Source organism: Pseudolabrys sp. FHR47, from assembly GCF_005153485.1.
Lineage (GTDB): Bacteria > Pseudomonadota > Alphaproteobacteria > Rhizobiales > Xanthobacteraceae > Pseudolabrys.
In genome coordinates, this window is the sequence record NZ_CP039740.1 from 1,861,818 (window position 1) to 1,878,040 (window position 16,223).

Here is a 16,223-nt window from a genome sequence, read left to right on the forward strand (position 1 = left end):
GTGATCTCCCGGGGGCGCTCCAGCCCCGGGAGATTGCGCGATAACAGTGTCGGACGCGCTGCTACAGCAAGCGGCCGTTGGCATCGAAGAACGGATGCGGGCCTTCGACATCGCCGATCGGCACTGTGTGGGTGACGAGGTGGCCGAAAGGACCGCCGGCAAACCAGGCGTGCAGGTGAAAGGCCGGCGGCTCGACCTTGAAGGACGGCGGCAGCCGCGCATCGAGATCGAGCGCAACGGCGTGATTGGGCGCCGGGCAGATCGTCGCTGCAATACCGCCGAAGGTCGTGAGGGTCGCGCGGTGGACGTGTCCCGCGGCGACGAGCCGCGCGCGCGGATGCCGCGACAGGATGAAACTCAGCGCGTCGGCGTTGCGCAGGTTCTGCACATCCATATGTCCGATCCCGGTGACGAAAGGCGGATGGTGCAGAAACACCAGGGCCGGACGATCCGGCGATGCGGCGAGGCTTTCGTCGAGGAACGCGAGTGTGTCGGCATCGAGCTCGCCATGAGAGCGGCCCGGCACGCTTGAATCGAGAGCGATGATGTCGAGCGCGCCGACCGCCTGCCTCATGTTGAGCGCACCCTGCGGCCGGGCGTAGGGCAGTGCGGGGATGGCGGCGCGCATCAGCTCGCGGCCGTCGTGATTGCCGGGCACGGCCAGATAAGGAAGCTCGAGCGGCGCCAGCAGACGCAGCAGATGCTCGTATTCCTCGGCCGTCGGTGTGTCGCACAGGTCGCCGGAGATGACGACGAGTGCCGGGCGCGGCGCAAGCCGGTTGAGCGCGTCAACGCAGCGGCTCAGCGCGGCAGCGGTATCAACGATGCCATAAGCGAGCGCGCCGGGCTGCTTGATGTGCAAATCGGAAATCTGCGCGATCAGGATGGGAGCGGTCATGGAGCCTCGTTCGGCGGCAGCAGGCGGATGGCGGCAGGATCAATAGCGAGGCCGACGCGATCGCCCGGCCGCAAGGCCAGCGTATTGGGCGCGTCGACCGCCAACGGCTTGTCCGCGGCGCCGCGCACGGTCAGGCGCAGGCGGTCGCCGACGAAGCTCACAGTATCGACTTCGCCCGAGAGCGTGGCGGTGGCTGGATCGGCGATCGCAAAGGACTCGGGACGGATCATGGCGATGACCTTGCCGTTTCCGGCCGCCTTGTCGACCGCGAGCTTTCCGCCCGGCAGGTGCAGCGCGCCGTCGCGGCATTCTGCTTCGATGATGTTCGCGGCGCCGACGAATTCGGCGACGAAGCGGCTCTCCGGCGCGAAGTAGATGTCGCGCGGCGAGCCGATCTGGGCGATGTCGCCCTTGCGCATGACCACGATGCGGTCGCCAAGCTCCATGGCCTCGGCCTGGTCGTGCGTCACGTAGATCGTGGTGATTCCGAGCCGGCGCAGCAACTGATCGAGTTCGTCGCGCAGGCGGATGCGCAGCGCTGCATCGAGCGCCGTGAGCGGTTCGTCGAGCAACAGAACCTTGGGTCGAGCCGCCACGGCCCGGGCAAGCGCGACGCGCTGGCGCTGGCCGCCGGAGAGCTGGTCGACGCGGCGATGTTCGAGACCTTCGATGCCGGTCAGTGCCACGAGTTCGGCGACCCGCCGAGCGCGCTCCGCGGCGCTGACACCGCGGAGTTTCAGGGCGTAGCCGATGTTCTCCGCAACATCCATGTTGGGGAACAGCGCGTAGGACTGGAACACCATGCCGACCTGACGCTTCTCGATCGGCACCGGGGTGACGTCGGCGCCGTCGAACAGGATGCGGCCGCCGGCGTCGGGCTGTTCGAGGCCTGCGATCATGCGCAGCATGGTCGTCTTGCCGCAGCCGGAGGGCCCGAGAAAAACGACCGTCTCGCCGCGGCTGATCTCGAGCGTGACCGGCAGCAGCGCGCGGGCGCCGTTGGCAAAAGTCTTGCCGCAGTTTTCCACGCGCACGGTGACGCCGTGCGGTTCGTTTTCAGGGGCGGTCATTGCGGGCTCCGGTGCGGTCGGCCATGAGCTGGATGGCGACCAGCAGGGGAATGATCATGACGAAGAATACGAGGGTATAGGCTGACGCCACTTCAAGGCGCATCGAGGCGTATGAATCGGCAAGGCCCACCGGCAGCGTCTTGGTCAGCGGCGTATGCAGCATCCAGGTGAGGTTGAATTCGCCGAGAGACAACGTCACCACCATCAATGCGCCGGCGAGGATGCCGGGCCTCGCATTGGGTACGATGACGTCGCGGAAGCGCCGCCACGGCGAAGCGCCGAGCGAGGCCGCGCCTTCATCGAGCGTCTTGACGTCGATGGCCGAGAACACCGCCATCACCGAGCGCACCATGAAGGGCATGGTGAAGACCACATGGCCGACGAGGATGAAGCCCCAGGAGCGCCGGAAATCGGAAAAGCCGCCATAGGTAAGCAGCAAGGCCAGCGCGATGGCGAGGCCGGGAATGGCGAGCGGCAGGGTGATGATCTCCTCGACGATGCGCGCCAGCCGCCCGCCGCGGACATGCAGGGCATAGGCTGCTGGAACGCCGACAATCAGCGTCACCACGAGTGTCGCAAGCGCGACGACCAGCGAACGCGCGATGGTCTCGGCATAGAGCGTCCAGACCTGCACCACCCATTGCAGCGTCAGGCCCGATCGGATGCCCTGAAAATAGTTCACGGTGACGCCGGCCAGCATCGACAGCAAAGCTGGCACGATGAGAAACGCCGCCACGAGGAGCGTGAAAGCGAGTTGCGCGGAGAAGGCGAGGCGGTTCGGCATAAGTTTAACCCGCCGCCGCGACGGAGCCGCCGGCCGCTTGCCGCGCCAGCGCCAGCGCCGCCCAGGCCACAAGGCCAAGGCCGACGGACAGCGCCGCCGACATGGCGATGTTCGCGGACAAGGTGAACTCGGTGTAGATCAGCATCGGCAGCACGTCGATATTCGTCGCGAGTGTGAACGCGGTGCCGAAGGCGCCCATGGCGGTGGCGAAGGCTATCGCGCCCGAAGCGAAGAAAGCGGGCTTGAGCGCCGGCAGGATGACATCGCGGTGCACAGCGAAGGGCGACGCGCCGAGCGTGCGTGCGGCTTCTTCCAGCGACGGATCGAGTTTGTCGATCGCCGCCATCACCGTGAGGATCACGCGCGGGATCGAGAAATAGAGATAGCCGAGGAACAGGCCGTAGATCGAATAGGCGAACACCAGCTTCTCGCCGATCAACGGCAGTGTCATCTGTCCGATCAGGCCCTGGCGGCCGGCCAGCAGAATGATCATGAAGCCGACGACGACTCCGGGAAAGGCGAGGGGAAAGGTCAGCATCGCGATCAGCAGCGAGCGCCCGGGGAATCGATGGCGCTGCAGGAACAGCCCGGCGATCGTGGCGATGATGAGTGAGGCGAAGGTTGTCGCGACGGACAGTGCCACCGTGTTGATCAGCGTGGCGCGATAGCGCGGCTCGGTCAGGATCGCGGCATAGGCGCGCAGGCCCATATCGCCGCTGGCGCCGACAATCATCAGGCGCAGCATCGGCAATAAGAAGAACGCGATGGTGACGACCGCCAGTGGCAGAATGCACAAGCGGATGAATGTATCGAGCCGCATGATGAGAGAGTGGTGCCCCGGCCCATTGGCGGACCGGAGCACCGGGCAGCGTTACTTGACTTCCGCGAGATAGCGGTCGGTGAAGCCCTTCTGCACCGCTTCCATCTGCGCCCAGTCGACGCTCTTGGCGCGGGCGTAGTCGGCATCGGGCAGGAACTTGGCCTTCACCTCAGCCGGCAGTTCGATCTGCCGCGCTGGACGCAGATAGGCGCGGGTCCAGATCGCCTGGCCTTTATCCGACAGGAGATAGTCGAACACCTTCTTGGCCTTCTCCTTGTTCGGCGCGTTCTTCACGAGGCTGACGACATAGGGAAACACGACGGTGCCTTCGCAAGGGATGACGAACTCGAAGTTGCCCTTCTCGGTGTACTTGGCGCGATAGGCGTTGAAATCATAGTCGAACAGGATCGGGATTTCGCCCGACACCACGCGCGCGTAAGATGTCTGCTTCGGCACGATGGCATCGTTCTTGGCGAGCGCCTTGAAGAAGTTGATGGCCGGCGTGAAGTCCTTGTCCGAGCCGCCGAGGCTCGAATTGACGGCGACGACGCCGACATAGCCGACTGCCGCTGAGGTCGGGTCGAGGTAGCCGACCATGCCCTTGTATTCCGGCTTGGCGAGATCCTTCCAGCAGGCCGGCACCGGCTTGCCGCCGAGCGCATCCTTGTTGACGAACAGGCCAAGCGTGCCGGAATGGATCGCAGTCCATTCGCCGTCGGCATCCTTGATGCCGGCGGGGACTTCTCCCCAGCCTTTCGGCTTATAGGGCTCGACCACGCCCTGCGCCTTGGCCTTCATGCCGAAATTCACGCCATAGTAGGCGATGTCGGCGACCGGGTTGTTCTTCTCGGCCAGGAGCTGCGACAGCGTCTGGCCTGAATTCTTGTTGTCGAACGGGATATCGTAGCCGAGATCGGTCTTGATCGCCTTGAGCATGGAAGCCCAGTCGGCCCATTGCGGCGGGCAATTGTAGCAGATGACGTCGGCGGCCTGGGCCGGCTTGTGCGCGACAAGCGCAAACAGCGACAGCGCGACCGCGCCGATGAGTTTTTTCATAGCGATTCTCCAAGACGGACTGCGCGGGTGGTTGAACCCGCGAACAGAAGGGCGAAGGGATGGGAAAATGCCCGCGGTCGTCATGGGATACCGATGTTGCAGTTGGATGACATTCGGTCACGGCAGGCGCGACTATCCACGGTCGGACATTGCTTATTTTACGGCCGGTGGCGCCATCCCTCGGCGAGTTGCAGAATGGCTTGAAATCGCCGCGATTTCGGCCGAAAAGCGGACCGATATGACCGCTGCACCTCCATCGGCCAATCGTCACGTGAAAGCCTGGCTTTCCCCGCATCATTGCGGGGTTTTGGTCGTGCTCGCGGCCATTGGGGCGGTGCTGGCCGGCCCCGCCGCGGCGCAGATGACCATGGCGCAGGCGGGCGGCTCCGGTTCGTTGTTCTCGGCAACACCTTCGCTAGGCGCCTTTTCGCCACCGCCGGCGCGCGGCGAGGGATTTGGTGGGGGCGTGCTCGGCGCGCCGCCGCAGGCACCGGTCGCGATTCCGCAGACCACGGCCCCCATGGTGCCGGCCGGGCAGGTGGCCCTGTCGCTGGCGGCACGCTTCGGCACGCAGGCGGGCCCCATCACCGGCGGCCTGACCTGGCGAGTCTATGCCGCGAAGGCCGAGCAGGGCGGCAACTATCGCCTGATCCGTGAGGACAAGTCGGCGGCGCCGACCATGGTGCTGCCGGCAGGCAATTACATCATTCATGTCGGCTTCGGGCTCGCCAATGCCGTCAAGCCGGTGACCTTGCGCGGCGCCACCGTGAAGGAAGAATTCGAATTGCCGGCCGGCGGGCTGCGCATCGAAGGCCGGGTGGGCGATGCGCGCATTCCGTCAGCGCAGATTTCATTCGACGTGTTCAAAGGCAGCCAATTCGAGCCTGGCGACCGCCGGCCCATCGCCGAGCATGTCGCCAGCGGCGCCGTGGTCGTGGTGCCGGAAGGCACCTATTACATCGTGTCCAATTACGGCGACGCCAATTCAGTGGTGCGCTCCGATATCCGCGTGCAGGCGGGCAAGCTCACGGACGTTATCGTCAATCACCGCGCCGCGATCATTACGCTGAAGCTGGTGAACGAAAAAGGCGGCGAAGCGTTGGCAAATACGGCGTGGTCGGTGCTGACCCCCGGCGGCGACGTCATCAAGGAATCGATCGGCGCGTTTCCGCGCGTGGTGCTGGCCGAAGGCGAGTATCGCGCGATCGCGCGCAATGACGGCACGGTCTTCGAGCGTGAATTCACTGTCGTTCCCGGCGTGGACGGCGATGTCGAGGTGCTGGCGCGATAGGCCTTGCGCCCAAAGCTGAAAAAGGGGACGGCGGTGAGCGAGACATCTCACGCGACACTGGAGGGCGAGGAGGCCAACGTGGCGGCCCTTCGGTCCTTTGCCGCCCTCGATCCGCGTCAGGTGGCGTTGCTGTTCGATGTCGACGGCACCTTGATCGATATCGGTCCCGCGCCCTTCGATGTCGATGTTCCCGATACACTGAAGCGTTCTCTCGACCGGCTATTCGACCTGACCGATGGCGCCGTGGCGCTGGTGAGCGGGCGCCCAATCGGCGACCTCGACAAACTGTTCGCACCACTGGCGCTGCCCGCGGTCGGCGGTCATGGCGCGGAGATGCGTCTGCGCGAAGGCGAGGCTGCGGCGCATGTTTCCGACCTGCCGAAGGCATTGCGCGAACGTCTGATCGCCGCCGTCGATCCGGCAACCGGCGTCGAGTACGAAGACAAGGGCTATTCGGTGGCGCTGCATTATCGGCGGGCGCCGGAGCACGAGGCACGGCTTCATGCCCATGTTGCCGAGAGCCGCGCCGCCTTTCCCGGAGAAGAGACCGAGGTGCTGCCCGGCAAGATGATGATCGAGGTAAAGCGTCCGGGCATCGACAAGGGGGCCGGCATTCGGCGGTTGATGCGCCATAATCCTTTTGCGGGCCGTATGCCTGTTTTTATCGGTGACGACGTGACGGATGAGGCGGCGTTTGCGGCGATGCCGGCCTTGGGAGGCCTGAGTTTTTCGGTCGGACGCAGTTTCGAGGGCCTCAGTGGTGTGTTTTCGAGCCCATCAGAGGTTCGCCGCGCGCTGAGCGAAATTGTGGCGACACATTGAACTTTCGCAGGGGGAAAGCGTTATCACTCAATCATTTGGCGTCTCCTGCGACATACATTTCGCATTTGTTTTTCTGAGCGGGCGGGGGCGTTGCTGAGCAGGGGAGAGTAAGAGCATTGTCACGACTTGTGGTCGTTTCCAATCGTGTGGGTATTCCCGACGGCAGCGCCCGGGCGGGCGGACTTGAAGTGTCAATCCGGCCTGCTTTGAAAAAGCGCGGCGGCATCTGGTTTGGCTGGAGCGGCAAGGTGGCCGAGGACCGGACCGGCGCGGCCAAGACCGTCGAGCATGACAAGGTCTCGTACATTACGATCGACCTGCTCAAGGACGACTATGAGGAGTTCTACAACGGTTTCGCCAACCGGGTGCTGTGGCCGATCCTGCACTATCGGCTCGATCTTGCCGAATTCACGCGCCGCGATCTCGGCGGCTATTTCCGCGTCAACCAGTACTTCGTCGAGAATCTCGAACGGGTGCTGCGGCCCGACGATGTCATCTGGGTGCACGATTATCACCTGATGCCGCTGGCGCAGATGCTGCGCGAGCGCGGCCACAAGAACCGCATCGGCTTTTTTCTGCACATCCCCTGTCCGCCGCCGGAAATCCTCACCGGATTGCCAAACCACGAGAGGCTGATCCCGGCGCTGTGCCACTACGATCTCGTCGGCTTCCAGACCGAGAACGACGCCAACAATTTTTCGCGCTATCTCGCCATCGAAGTCGGCCTCAAGCGCGCCGGTGACGACGCCTTCCACTATGAGGATCGCATTGTGCAAACCGGCATTTTTCCGGTTGGCGTCGAAACGGAAGCCTTTGCGCGTCTGGCACGGCGCGCCGTGAACAGCCAGTTCGTTCGCCATGTGATGACCAGCATGGCCGACCGCGCGCTGATCATCGGCGTCGACCGTCTGGATTACAGCAAGGGCATTCCGGAGCGCTTCAATGCCTTCGAGCGGTTCCTCACCGAGTTCTCCGACTGGCGCGGGCTGGTGACCTATCTGCAAATCACGCCGCGCAGCCGTTCCGACATTCGTGAATATGCCGATATCGCCCGTCAGGTCGGTGAATTGGTCGGTCGCATCAACGGCACCTTCGGCGAGGCTTCGTGGACGCCGCTACGTTACGTCAACAAGGCGCACAGCCGCACGGCGCTGGCGGGGCTTTATCGCTTTGCTCGCGTCGGCTTGGTGACGCCGTTGCGCGACGGCATGAATCTGGTGGCCAAGGAATACATCGCGGCGCAGAATCCGGAAGATCCGGGCGTTCTTGTGCTGTCGCGCTTTGCCGGTGCGGCGCGCGAATGCGGCGCGGCGCTGCTGGTCAATCCTTATGATTCGGAAGGCGTTGCCATCGCCATCAACCGTGCGCTGGGCATGCCGCTCGAGGAGCGGCGCATGCGGCACGAGGCGAATTTCGCGGTGCTGGTCAAGAACGACCTGACGCATTGGGCGGAGCGGTTTCTCGGCCTGCTCGAGGGGCCGATGGCGGCTGAGGCTGAAGTTCGGCCGGCAGTCCGGCGGGTTGGCGGCGCGGGATAGGCACCTCGAACCTTGATTCAGGTCATGGCCGGACGTTGCGTTTACGGGTAAGTTGTTTCTCTATTTTGCAAAGGCCCTCCCGCGATGACCCGACTGCTTTTGGCATTCCTCCCTCTATTCGCTGTTCTTGCCATCATCGATCTCGCGGTCGCGGCCGACGCCGCCATTGGCGAGGTGCTGGCCAGACGCTGGTGCGCGGCATGCCATATCGTCGCGGCGGATCAGCAAAGCGGCAACACCCAGGCCCCGCCATTTTCGGCCATCGCCCGAAAGCCGAATTTCGACGCGGCGCAACTCGCGTTGTTCCTGATGGTGCCGCACCCGGTGATGCCGAGCATGACATTGTCGCGCAGCGAGGCGGCCGATCTGGCGGCCTATATCGCCGCCCAGAAATGAGCGCAGGTATCTGAGGGTTCATTGTCGGTCTGTCCGCAGCGGCTCAGATCAGTATCAATTTACAACCATTGAGCCGGCCTCCTCGCTGAGAATGCAGTGTGAGTTTTCTGCATTCGATCCGGATCGGGAGGCAGACAATGATCAAATCAGCAATTCTGATCGCGGCGATGGTCCTGGCCCTGTTCGACTCGGCGCAGGCCAACGACCCGGTGCGCGGTGGTGCCCTGGCGCAACAAACGTGCACTCGTTGTCATAACATCCGCGCCGGCCCGCGCCTGACCGGGCACCCCACCGTACCGACTTTTGCCGAACTCTCGCGGAGCACGAGTCTGAATGCCAGCCAGCTCGCAGTCTACCTGGCCTTCGGTCACACCCCGATGGGCAATCGATTTGTGCCGATCGGCGAGGCCAGCGATCTTGCCGCCTACATCGTTTCACTGCAACGCCGCTGACGCGGCGTCGCAGTGCGCTGGGCCGGCTAGGCGTTTCGTGCCCGCTTTACGTCCGGCGGCAACGCCTCCTCAGTCAGCAGCTTCAGCGCATCGTCGAGGCTCGTGACCTGTTGCTTGTCCGAGCCGAGGCGGCGGATCGAGACCTGCCGGGTCTCGGCTTCCTTCTTGCCCACGACGAGCAGCACCGGAACCTTGGCGAGCGAGTGCTCGCGGACCTTGTAGTTGATCTTCTCGTTGCGCAGATCGGCATCGACACGAAGACCGGCCTTGCGCGCCGCGGCCATCACGTCGGCGGCATAGGCGTCGGCATCCTGAGTGATTGTGCAGACCACGGCCTGCTTCGGCGCCAGCCACAAGGGCAGGTGGCCGGCATAGTGCTCGAGCACGACGCCAAGGAAACGCTCCAGTGAGCCGCAGATGGCGCGATGCACCATCACCGGCGTCTGCTTGGAGCCGTCCGGCGCGATGTAGAAGGCCTCGAAGCGCTCCGGCAAATTGAAGTCAACCTGCGTGGTGCCGCACTGCCAGTCGCGCCCGATGGCATCGCGCAGCACATATTCGAACTTCGGCCCGTAGAACGCGCCTTCGCCGGGATTGACCGCGGTCTTGATGCGGTTGTTGTCCTTGGCGATGCGTTGCAGCACGTTCTGCATCACACCTTCGGCATGGTCCCAGGCCGCATCGGTGCCGACGCGCTTTTCGGGACGCGTCGACAGCTTGACGACCAGATCGCCCTCAAAGCCGAAATCGGCGTAAGTCGACAGGATCAGGTCGTTGATCTTCAGGCATTCCTCGGCGAGCTGATCCTCGGTGCAGAAGATATGCGCGTCGTCCTGCGTGAAGGCGCGCACGCGTAGCAGGCCGTGCATCGCGCCCGACGCTTCGTAACGGTGCACGATGCCGAATTCGGCGAGGCGGATCGGCAGTTCGCGGTAGCTCTTGAGGCCGTGCTTGTAGATCTGCACATGGCCGGGGCAGTTCATGGGCTTGATGGCGAACCAGCGCTTGTCTTCGGCCTCGTCGCCGGCCGATTGCGCCGCGAACATGCTCTCGCGATACCACTGCCAGTGACCGGAGGTCTCCCACAGCGACTTGTCGAGCATCTGCGGCGCGTTGACTTCCTGGTAATCGCCTTTGAGGCGGCGGCGCATATAGGCGATGATTTCCTGGAAGATGGTCCAGCCATTGGCGTGCCAGAACACCGTGCCGGGGCCTTCCTCCTGGAAGTGGAACAGGTCCATCTCGCGCCCGAGCTTGCGGTGGTCGCGCTTCTCGGCTTCCTCCATCTGCTTGAGGTAGGCGTCGAGGTCTTCCTGTTTGGCGAAGGCGGTGCCGTAGATACGCGACAGCATCGGGTTGTTGGAATCGCCGCGCCAATAGGCGCCGGCCACCCGCATCAGCTTGAAGGCATTGCCGACCTTGCCGACGCTCGTCATGTGCGGGCCGCGGCACAGATCGAACCAGTCGCCCTGTTTGTAAATCTTGATCGACTGGTCTTCGGGAATGGCGTCGACCAGTTCGACCTTGAAGTGCTCGCCCTTGTCGCGGAAGACCTTCTTGGCCTCGTCGCGCGACCAGATTTCCTTGGTGAAGGGCTTATCGCGGGCGATGATCTCCTTCATCTTCTTTTCGATGACGGGCAGATCGTCGGGCGTGAACGGTTCGTTGCGCGCGAAGTCGTAATAGAAGCCGTTCTCGATGACGGGGCCGATGGTCACCTGCGTGCCGGGCCACAATTCCTGCACCGCCTCGGCCAGCACATGGGCGGCGTCGTGGCGGATCAGCTCGAGCGCGCGGGGATCGTCGCGCGACACGAACTCGATGCGGGCGTCTTTTTCGATCGGGTCGGAAAGGTCGGCGAGGGCGCCATCGAGCGCCATCGCAACGGTGCGCTTGGCCAGCGAGGGCGAAATGCCCTTGGCGATGTCGAGGCCGGTGATGTTGTCGGGGTAGTCGCGGCGCGCGCCGTCGGGAAAGGTCAGGGCGACCATGAGGACTTCTCCTGTTGCTCACTCCCGCGAACGAGCGCGGGTAAGCGGTGGAACTCAGAAGCGATATAGCAGGCGAATCGCGGGATGCAACCGGGGAGGCGGTTTGATCCAGCGCAACGCCGGTCGGAGCCCAACAGTACAATTATAGCAAATGGGAACGAGCCTCCGCACGCTGATACTGGCCGGATTATTGGCTCTAACGGTGCCTGGCTTCGCGCCTGGCTTCGCGCCTGGCTTGGCGCAGCAGCGCCCAGCGCCCGGCGAAGTCATCGATACCGTCGCCCAGTACGCTGGCATGACCAACGACGCAGCCAGCCTCGCCCTCAAAGACAATGCGGCGGCGCTCGGCCGCCTGACCGACGCGGTGACTGCGTTGCAGATCGCGCAACAGTTCCTAGATGCGCGCGATGCCGAGATCGCTACCACCGTGCTCAATCAAGCGGCCGACTCCGCCGCCGAAGCCTTGCTGCCGCCGCCGCTGATGACCGCCATCAAGGCGGTGCGCCTATACAAATCGATGCTCGAAGCCGTGCGCGACCTGATGCTCGTTCCTAAGCTCGATGCAGGTCTCTACGGCGCCTATCGTGCGAATCGTGCGCAGAACCAGGACATCATCAACTCGTTCTCCTATGCGGTTAGCCAAAGCCTGGGCGGCGGCTATTTCGTTGTGAAGCCGAAAATGGTTGAGGACTACATCAGCGGATACAAAGGCTGGGACAAGGATCTGATCGGCGAGCCGATGCGCCGCCGAGCCGAGCGTCAGGTCGACCGGTTCTGGATGGCGCGGCTGGAAGCGACCTACCAGCAGGAGAAGGTCAAGCCGGAGAAGCAGGCGATCGTCGCCGCCATTTGGGCGAGCGTCAAAGACATCACCGACCAACTCAAGGCGCCGACGGGGATTGGTGCCGGGCTGTTTCCCGATCCCGGCGCGGATCTTCCCGGCGGCTGGTGGTGGGCAAAAAGCGCCGGCGCACAGTACAAGGGACCCGAACCGCTGCCGCAAAGCTACACGCCGGCGTGGATGCAGACCATCGAGCTGAGCACCGTTCAGGGCTATGTCTTCAGACCCTACAAGGGCGGCGGCGGTGCCTGGTGCCGGCCGGAACGCAACGGCAAATGCGATCTGCCGTTTCAAAGAGTTGATATAACTATTACGGATTGGACGAAGCACGGCGGTGAAAAGACATGCGTCTTGTCACTGCAATCCTTGCTCAAGGACTGGCCCGCGCTCCACAAGCGAATTTCGGATAGGGCGTTGAGCTCGGTCGGACAAAATCCTGAGCAAAACGGAATACGGTTCTGTCTCGGGAATTACCACGTTTCCGTCAACAATACCGCGCTGCATGGCGTATCGTCCAATCCGGCGATCACCCGTCATTTCGCCAACGTCATCGTTCGCAAAATCAACGCGCAAACCGGTGGTCGGACAGCGGTCGGTATGGAGTGATCGGGCGAGCGCAGATAGAGCTCGCCTTCCGTTAAACGCCCGCCATCCGGCTTTTGACCCACGCCAGCGCCCGCCCGTCGATCACGATCAGCGAGGCGGCGATGATGAGGGCTCCCGCCACCTCGTTCACCGAGAGCGGCTCGTTCAGAATCCAGACGCCGAGCAGGATCGCGGTGACCGGTATCAGCAGCGTCACGAGCACGACATTGACCGCGCCGGACCGATTGAGAATGCGGAAGAACAGGATATAGGCGAGCGCCGTCGATAGCGTGGCGAGGCCGGCCAGCGCCAGCCAAGTGGCGACGCCCGGCATCGGCAGCATCCAGGGCCGCTCGACCGATGCGGCGATGATGGCCATGACCGGAGTCGAGCAGATGAGCTGTGCGGTCGCGGAGGTGAGCGGCGGCACGCCACCCAGCGCCCGGCGGCCCCAGTAGCCGGCAAAGCCGTAGCTCAACGCGGCCCCGAGGCAGAGCAGAATGCCGAGCGTCTGGTTCTCGGCGGTCAAACCCGGGCCGCGGAGCAGCGCCACGCCGCCGATGCCGATCAGCACGCCGGCGATACGCCGGCCGGTCAGGCGCTCTTCGCCGCTCGCCGCCATCACCAGCACCGCGAACAGCGGGGTGGTGGCATTGATCACTGAGGCCAGCCCGCTGGAAATCATGGTCTGCGCCGTCAGAAACAGCGAGAACGGGATGACGTTGTTGACCAGCCCCATGATCGCGAAGGGTAACCAGTCGACGCCGCGTCTCGGCAGCGCGCCGCCAAGCGGTTTGAGCACGATCAGCAGGCACAGCGCGCCGAGCGCAACGCGGGCGAGGGCAATGGTCAGCGGCGGCAATTCGCGTAAGGCCACGCCGTTGAAGAAGAACGAACCGCCCCACAACACCGACAGAAGAAAAAGCAGCAGCCAGTCGTGCCGGTGCATCGGGATCGGTTGGTTCGCCATTTGCAATCTTTCGCTGGTGTCATGTCGCTGGTGCCAGTCTCGGGCTGGCCGTGCCCGGTGTTGCGGTCGGGAGCCACCCGGTTCCTGCGAAGCTTTGGCTTACGGTTCGACTTGCGTGCCGCGCCAGCGGCCATACCGCCAGGGCAGCCACCAACGGGCATTCGTCGGCAAAGTCTTCGGCACGAAATCGAGGCCGTGCGTACCCCACGGGTGACATCGCAGGATGCGCGCCATCGCCATCCAGCCGCCGGCCCAGAGTCCGAAGTGGCTGATGGCTTCGTCTGCATATTCCGAGCAACTCGGCAGATGCCGGCAGCGCGGGCCGAGGAGCGGCGACAGCGCGTAGCGGTAAATGGCGACCAGTCCGCGACCAAAAAGCCGCGGCAATCGGATGATCGAAAACGTATGTTCCGGTTCAGTCATGGACGGCTGCTCGGGGCGGCTTTGCTTCGGAGGAGCCGCATGCGAGTTCCATAGCAAAGTTCCAAGGTAATGGAACTGCTCAGCTTTCAAGCACGATAGGGAAGGGATAGCGACCTTTTTGCACTAGCGAGAATCCGGCCGTCGTCATAAATTTTACAAATCGGGGAGTGCTCAAGCAAACACAAGAGTGCGCACAAACGCTTTTGTTGCGGTGCGAGCAGAGGCCCGAGGGAGATTAGGAATTCTCCGCTTCCACAATGCGGCGGAGACGTTCCGGTTCCAGTTGCCGACGGATTATTCCGGCCGGCTGCGGAGAGCGATATGCGGCGGTCCCTGGCCACGATTTATAAAATGATCGGCGCATTGCTAATTGCGCCGGCTCTGGTCAGTTCGGCCCTCGTTGTTCCGGCGCGTGGCGATAATCGCGCACTGCCGATGCGCTTCGAACTGCGGCAGGAAGGTCCGGCGGCGGCCTGCGGCGACACGTGCCGAACCTTGATCGGCGCAGAGGGCGCCATTACCGCTGACAGTCCGCGCGATTTCATCAAGTTCATGAAGGCCAACGCGTCGCGCGGCGACAGCCTGCGCGATGCCACGGTGGTGCTCGACTCCGACGGCGGTTCCGTGCTCGGCGCGATCGCGCTCGGTCGCGAGATCCGCAAGGCGCGGCTGTCGACCGCGGTCGGCCGCGTCGTCGATCTGTCGGCAGCAACCGATCTTGGCGCCGGCGACATCAAGCGCGCGAAAATCTCGCCGATCGCCGATTGCGAATCCATGTGCGCCTTCGTGGTGCTCGGCGGCGTGAAGCGCACGGTGCCGGCCGAGGCGCGCGTCATGGTGCATCAAATCTGGCTCGGCGATCGCCGTGACGATCCGACCGCGGCGACCTATACGGCCGAGGACCTCGTGCTCGTGCAGCGCGACATCGGCTCGCTCGCGCGCTTCACGGAGGAGATGGGCGCGTCGATCGACTTGCTCGATCTGGCGCTGCGTATCCCGCCGTGGGAGCCGCTGCATGTCATGACGCGACAGGAGATTGTCGCCATGCGGTTGGCGACTGAAGACGTCGCGCCGGCGCCGGTTGCCGCCGCGCCGCCCGTAGCGCGCCCGCATCGTCCCGCCATTACGGAAGGTGTCGCGGCGACGCCAATCAGCGAGCGCGGCTGGGCCTTGCTCGACCGCGATAGTGGGGCGGTGCTCGCGCGTCGTCATCCGCTGACCGTGGAGGGTGATCGCATCGGTAGCTTCGATCTGATGCTGTCTTGTGGCGCGGACGGCAAGTTTGACTTGAGTTATGTCGAACGCCGCACAGGCAGCACCGCCGTCGCGGTGCCGCAGCGGCTCGATAATGTGCGCGTGCGTGTCGGCCGTGCCGCCGCCGCGCTGAAGGTGGTGTCGAGCGAGCGCAAGGATGAACTGAGCGAACTGCGCAGTCTGGCGATCGGCGGCGTGCCGGACGATCTGGTGCGCGGCTTTGCCGAAGGGCGCCGCTCGGTGGTCGTCGAGACGACCAGCGACGGCATGGTCACCGTGATCCGCATCGGCAATACCGGAGCGCCGCAGAACTTCCCGCGGCTTGCCTCCGCCTGCGTCAAGCCGACTGGCGACCGCGCGGACGCCTCGCTGGTGCAGAAGACCGGCGGCATGGCGTCGGCGAAGTAGGCGCGATTGGTTTACTCGGCCGCTTGCTTACGCTTGGCCTCGATCTCGTCCACGGCCTTCACCACCGCATCGAAGGTCAGCATGGTCGAAGCGTGGCGCGCCTTGAAATCGCGTACCGGCTCGAGATAGGCGATGTCAGCCCACTTTCCGTCTTTCGGTGGCGCGCCGTTCTCTTTCAACATCCTGCGTACGGTCTCGCGCAGCGCGCGCAGTTCGTCCGGCGTCGACCCGATGATATGGCGCGCCATGATGGAGGAGGAGGCCTGGCCGAGCGCGCAGGCCTTCACGTCATGGGCGAAGTCCGTGACCGCGCTGCCGTTCATTTTGAGGTCGATGGTTACCGTCGAGCCGCACAGCTTCGAATGGGCGGTGGCAGTGGCGTCAGGCTGTTCGAGCCGGCCGAGGCGGGGAATGTTGCCAGCCAGATCAAGGATTTTCTCGTTATAGACGTCATTCAGCATGTATTTTGTCCCGGCCGCCCCCGAAGCCGCCGGTGATCCGGCACATTGCCTCGGTCGTACAAAGCAATATATAGGGATCGTTCAGCCGGTTCGAGAAGGGGTTCTCGGCCGCTGGAGCCCGGGTACCCTGTTGAAGATCAAGAGGAAAGCCGGGCAGCTATGG

At 63.9% G+C, this 16,223-nt stretch carries 16 protein-coding genes; 7 read left to right on the plus strand and 9 right to left on the minus strand.

Annotated features, from left to right (window positions below):
- Positions 1 to 61: 61 nt before the first annotated feature.
- The 5 genes from E8Q40_RS09170 to E8Q40_RS09190 are packed head-to-tail and all read right to left on the minus strand — an operon-like array spanning position 62 to position 4,628.
- On the minus strand, positions 62 to 898 hold the full coding sequence (locus tag E8Q40_RS09170) for a phosphodiesterase (protein ID WP_137044090.1): 837 nt from the start codon (positions 896 to 898) through the stop codon (positions 62 to 64).
- On the minus strand, positions 895 to 1,968 hold the full coding sequence (locus E8Q40_RS09175) for an ABC transporter ATP-binding protein (RefSeq protein WP_137044091.1): 1,074 nt from the start codon (positions 1,966 to 1,968) through the stop codon (positions 895 to 897). The genes E8Q40_RS09170 and E8Q40_RS09175 overlap by 4 nt, the downstream gene beginning before the upstream one ends.
- Positions 1,955 to 2,752, minus strand: a complete 798-nt coding sequence (locus E8Q40_RS09180) for an ABC transporter permease (RefSeq protein WP_137044092.1) — start codon at positions 2,750 to 2,752, stop codon at positions 1,955 to 1,957. Before E8Q40_RS09180 ends, E8Q40_RS09175 begins: the two co-directional genes overlap by 14 nt.
- 4 nt (positions 2,753 to 2,756) lie before the next feature.
- Positions 2,757 to 3,572 carry an ABC transporter permease gene (locus tag E8Q40_RS09185; RefSeq protein ID WP_137044093.1) on the minus strand — a complete coding sequence of 272 codons (816 nt, stop codon included), beginning with the start codon at positions 3,570 to 3,572 and terminating at the stop codon, positions 2,757 to 2,759.
- 51 nt (positions 3,573 to 3,623) lie between these two features.
- Positions 3,624 to 4,628 (minus strand): ABC transporter substrate-binding protein, encoded by a 1,005-nt coding sequence (locus E8Q40_RS09190; RefSeq protein WP_137044094.1) that lies wholly within the window; start codon positions 4,626 to 4,628, stop codon positions 3,624 to 3,626.
- Between the two features lie 361 nt (positions 4,629 to 4,989).
- Here E8Q40_RS09190 and E8Q40_RS09195 point away from each other — a divergent pair, with 361 nt between their 5' ends.
- The 5 genes from E8Q40_RS09195 to E8Q40_RS09215 all read left to right on the plus strand — a co-directional run bounded on the left by E8Q40_RS09195 (position 4,990) and on the right by E8Q40_RS09215 (position 9,127).
- Positions 4,990 to 5,919, plus strand: a complete 930-nt coding sequence (locus tag E8Q40_RS09195) for a hypothetical protein (protein WP_370455251.1) — start codon at positions 4,990 to 4,992, stop codon at positions 5,917 to 5,919.
- Positions 5,920 to 5,952: 33 nt separating this feature from the next.
- The gene (gene otsB, locus E8Q40_RS09200) at positions 5,953 to 6,741 is read left to right on the plus strand and encodes a trehalose-phosphatase (RefSeq protein WP_137044095.1); all 789 of its coding nucleotides are present in this window, start codon (positions 5,953 to 5,955) and stop codon (positions 6,739 to 6,741) included.
- A gap of 116 nt (positions 6,742 to 6,857) precedes the next feature.
- Entirely contained in the window at positions 6,858 to 8,279 is a 1,422-nt protein-coding gene (gene otsA, locus E8Q40_RS09205; protein ID WP_137044096.1) for an alpha,alpha-trehalose-phosphate synthase (UDP-forming), read from the plus strand.
- Between the two features lie 84 nt (positions 8,280 to 8,363).
- Complete coding sequence (locus E8Q40_RS09210; protein ID WP_137044097.1) at positions 8,364 to 8,675, plus strand: cytochrome c; 312 nt, start codon at positions 8,364 to 8,366, stop codon at positions 8,673 to 8,675.
- A gap of 137 nt (positions 8,676 to 8,812) precedes the next feature.
- Entirely contained in the window at positions 8,813 to 9,127 is a 315-nt protein-coding gene (locus E8Q40_RS09215; RefSeq protein ID WP_137044098.1) for a cytochrome c, read from the plus strand.
- A 26-nt stretch (positions 9,128 to 9,153) separates the two neighbouring features.
- Here E8Q40_RS09215 and thrS read toward each other — a convergent pair whose 3' ends face one another.
- A complete protein-coding gene (gene thrS, locus E8Q40_RS09220; RefSeq protein ID WP_137044099.1) occupies positions 9,154 to 11,118 on the minus strand; it encodes a threonine--tRNA ligase in 1,965 nt (654 codons plus the stop codon).
- Between the two features lie 151 nt (positions 11,119 to 11,269).
- On the opposite strand from thrS, the gene E8Q40_RS09225 reads away from it, so the two are divergent.
- Positions 11,270 to 12,565: a hypothetical protein gene (locus E8Q40_RS09225; protein ID WP_137044100.1), complete on the plus strand. Its 1,296-nt coding sequence runs from the start codon at positions 11,270 to 11,272 to the stop codon at positions 12,563 to 12,565.
- A gap of 31 nt (positions 12,566 to 12,596) precedes the next feature.
- Here E8Q40_RS09225 and E8Q40_RS09230 read toward each other — a convergent pair whose 3' ends face one another.
- Together E8Q40_RS09230 and yidD are read right to left on the minus strand one after the other, a co-directional pair.
- The gene (locus E8Q40_RS09230; RefSeq protein WP_137044101.1) at positions 12,597 to 13,514 is read right to left on the minus strand and encodes a DMT family transporter; all 918 of its coding nucleotides are present in this window, start codon (positions 13,512 to 13,514) and stop codon (positions 12,597 to 12,599) included.
- Between the two features lie 99 nt (positions 13,515 to 13,613).
- On the minus strand, positions 13,614 to 13,937 hold the full coding sequence (yidD, locus tag E8Q40_RS09235) for a membrane protein insertion efficiency factor YidD (RefSeq protein ID WP_137044102.1): 324 nt from the start codon (positions 13,935 to 13,937) through the stop codon (positions 13,614 to 13,616).
- A gap of 321 nt (positions 13,938 to 14,258) precedes the next feature.
- On the opposite strand from yidD, the gene E8Q40_RS09240 reads away from it, so the two are divergent.
- Entirely contained in the window at positions 14,259 to 15,599 is a 1,341-nt protein-coding gene (locus tag E8Q40_RS09240; RefSeq protein ID WP_137044103.1) for a hypothetical protein, read from the plus strand.
- Between the two features lie 11 nt (positions 15,600 to 15,610).
- Here E8Q40_RS09240 and E8Q40_RS09245 read toward each other — a convergent pair whose 3' ends face one another.
- Positions 15,611 to 16,060: an iron-sulfur cluster assembly scaffold protein gene (locus E8Q40_RS09245; protein ID WP_137044104.1), complete on the minus strand. Its 450-nt coding sequence runs from the start codon at positions 16,058 to 16,060 to the stop codon at positions 15,611 to 15,613.
- Positions 16,061 to 16,223 lie beyond the last annotated feature (163 nt).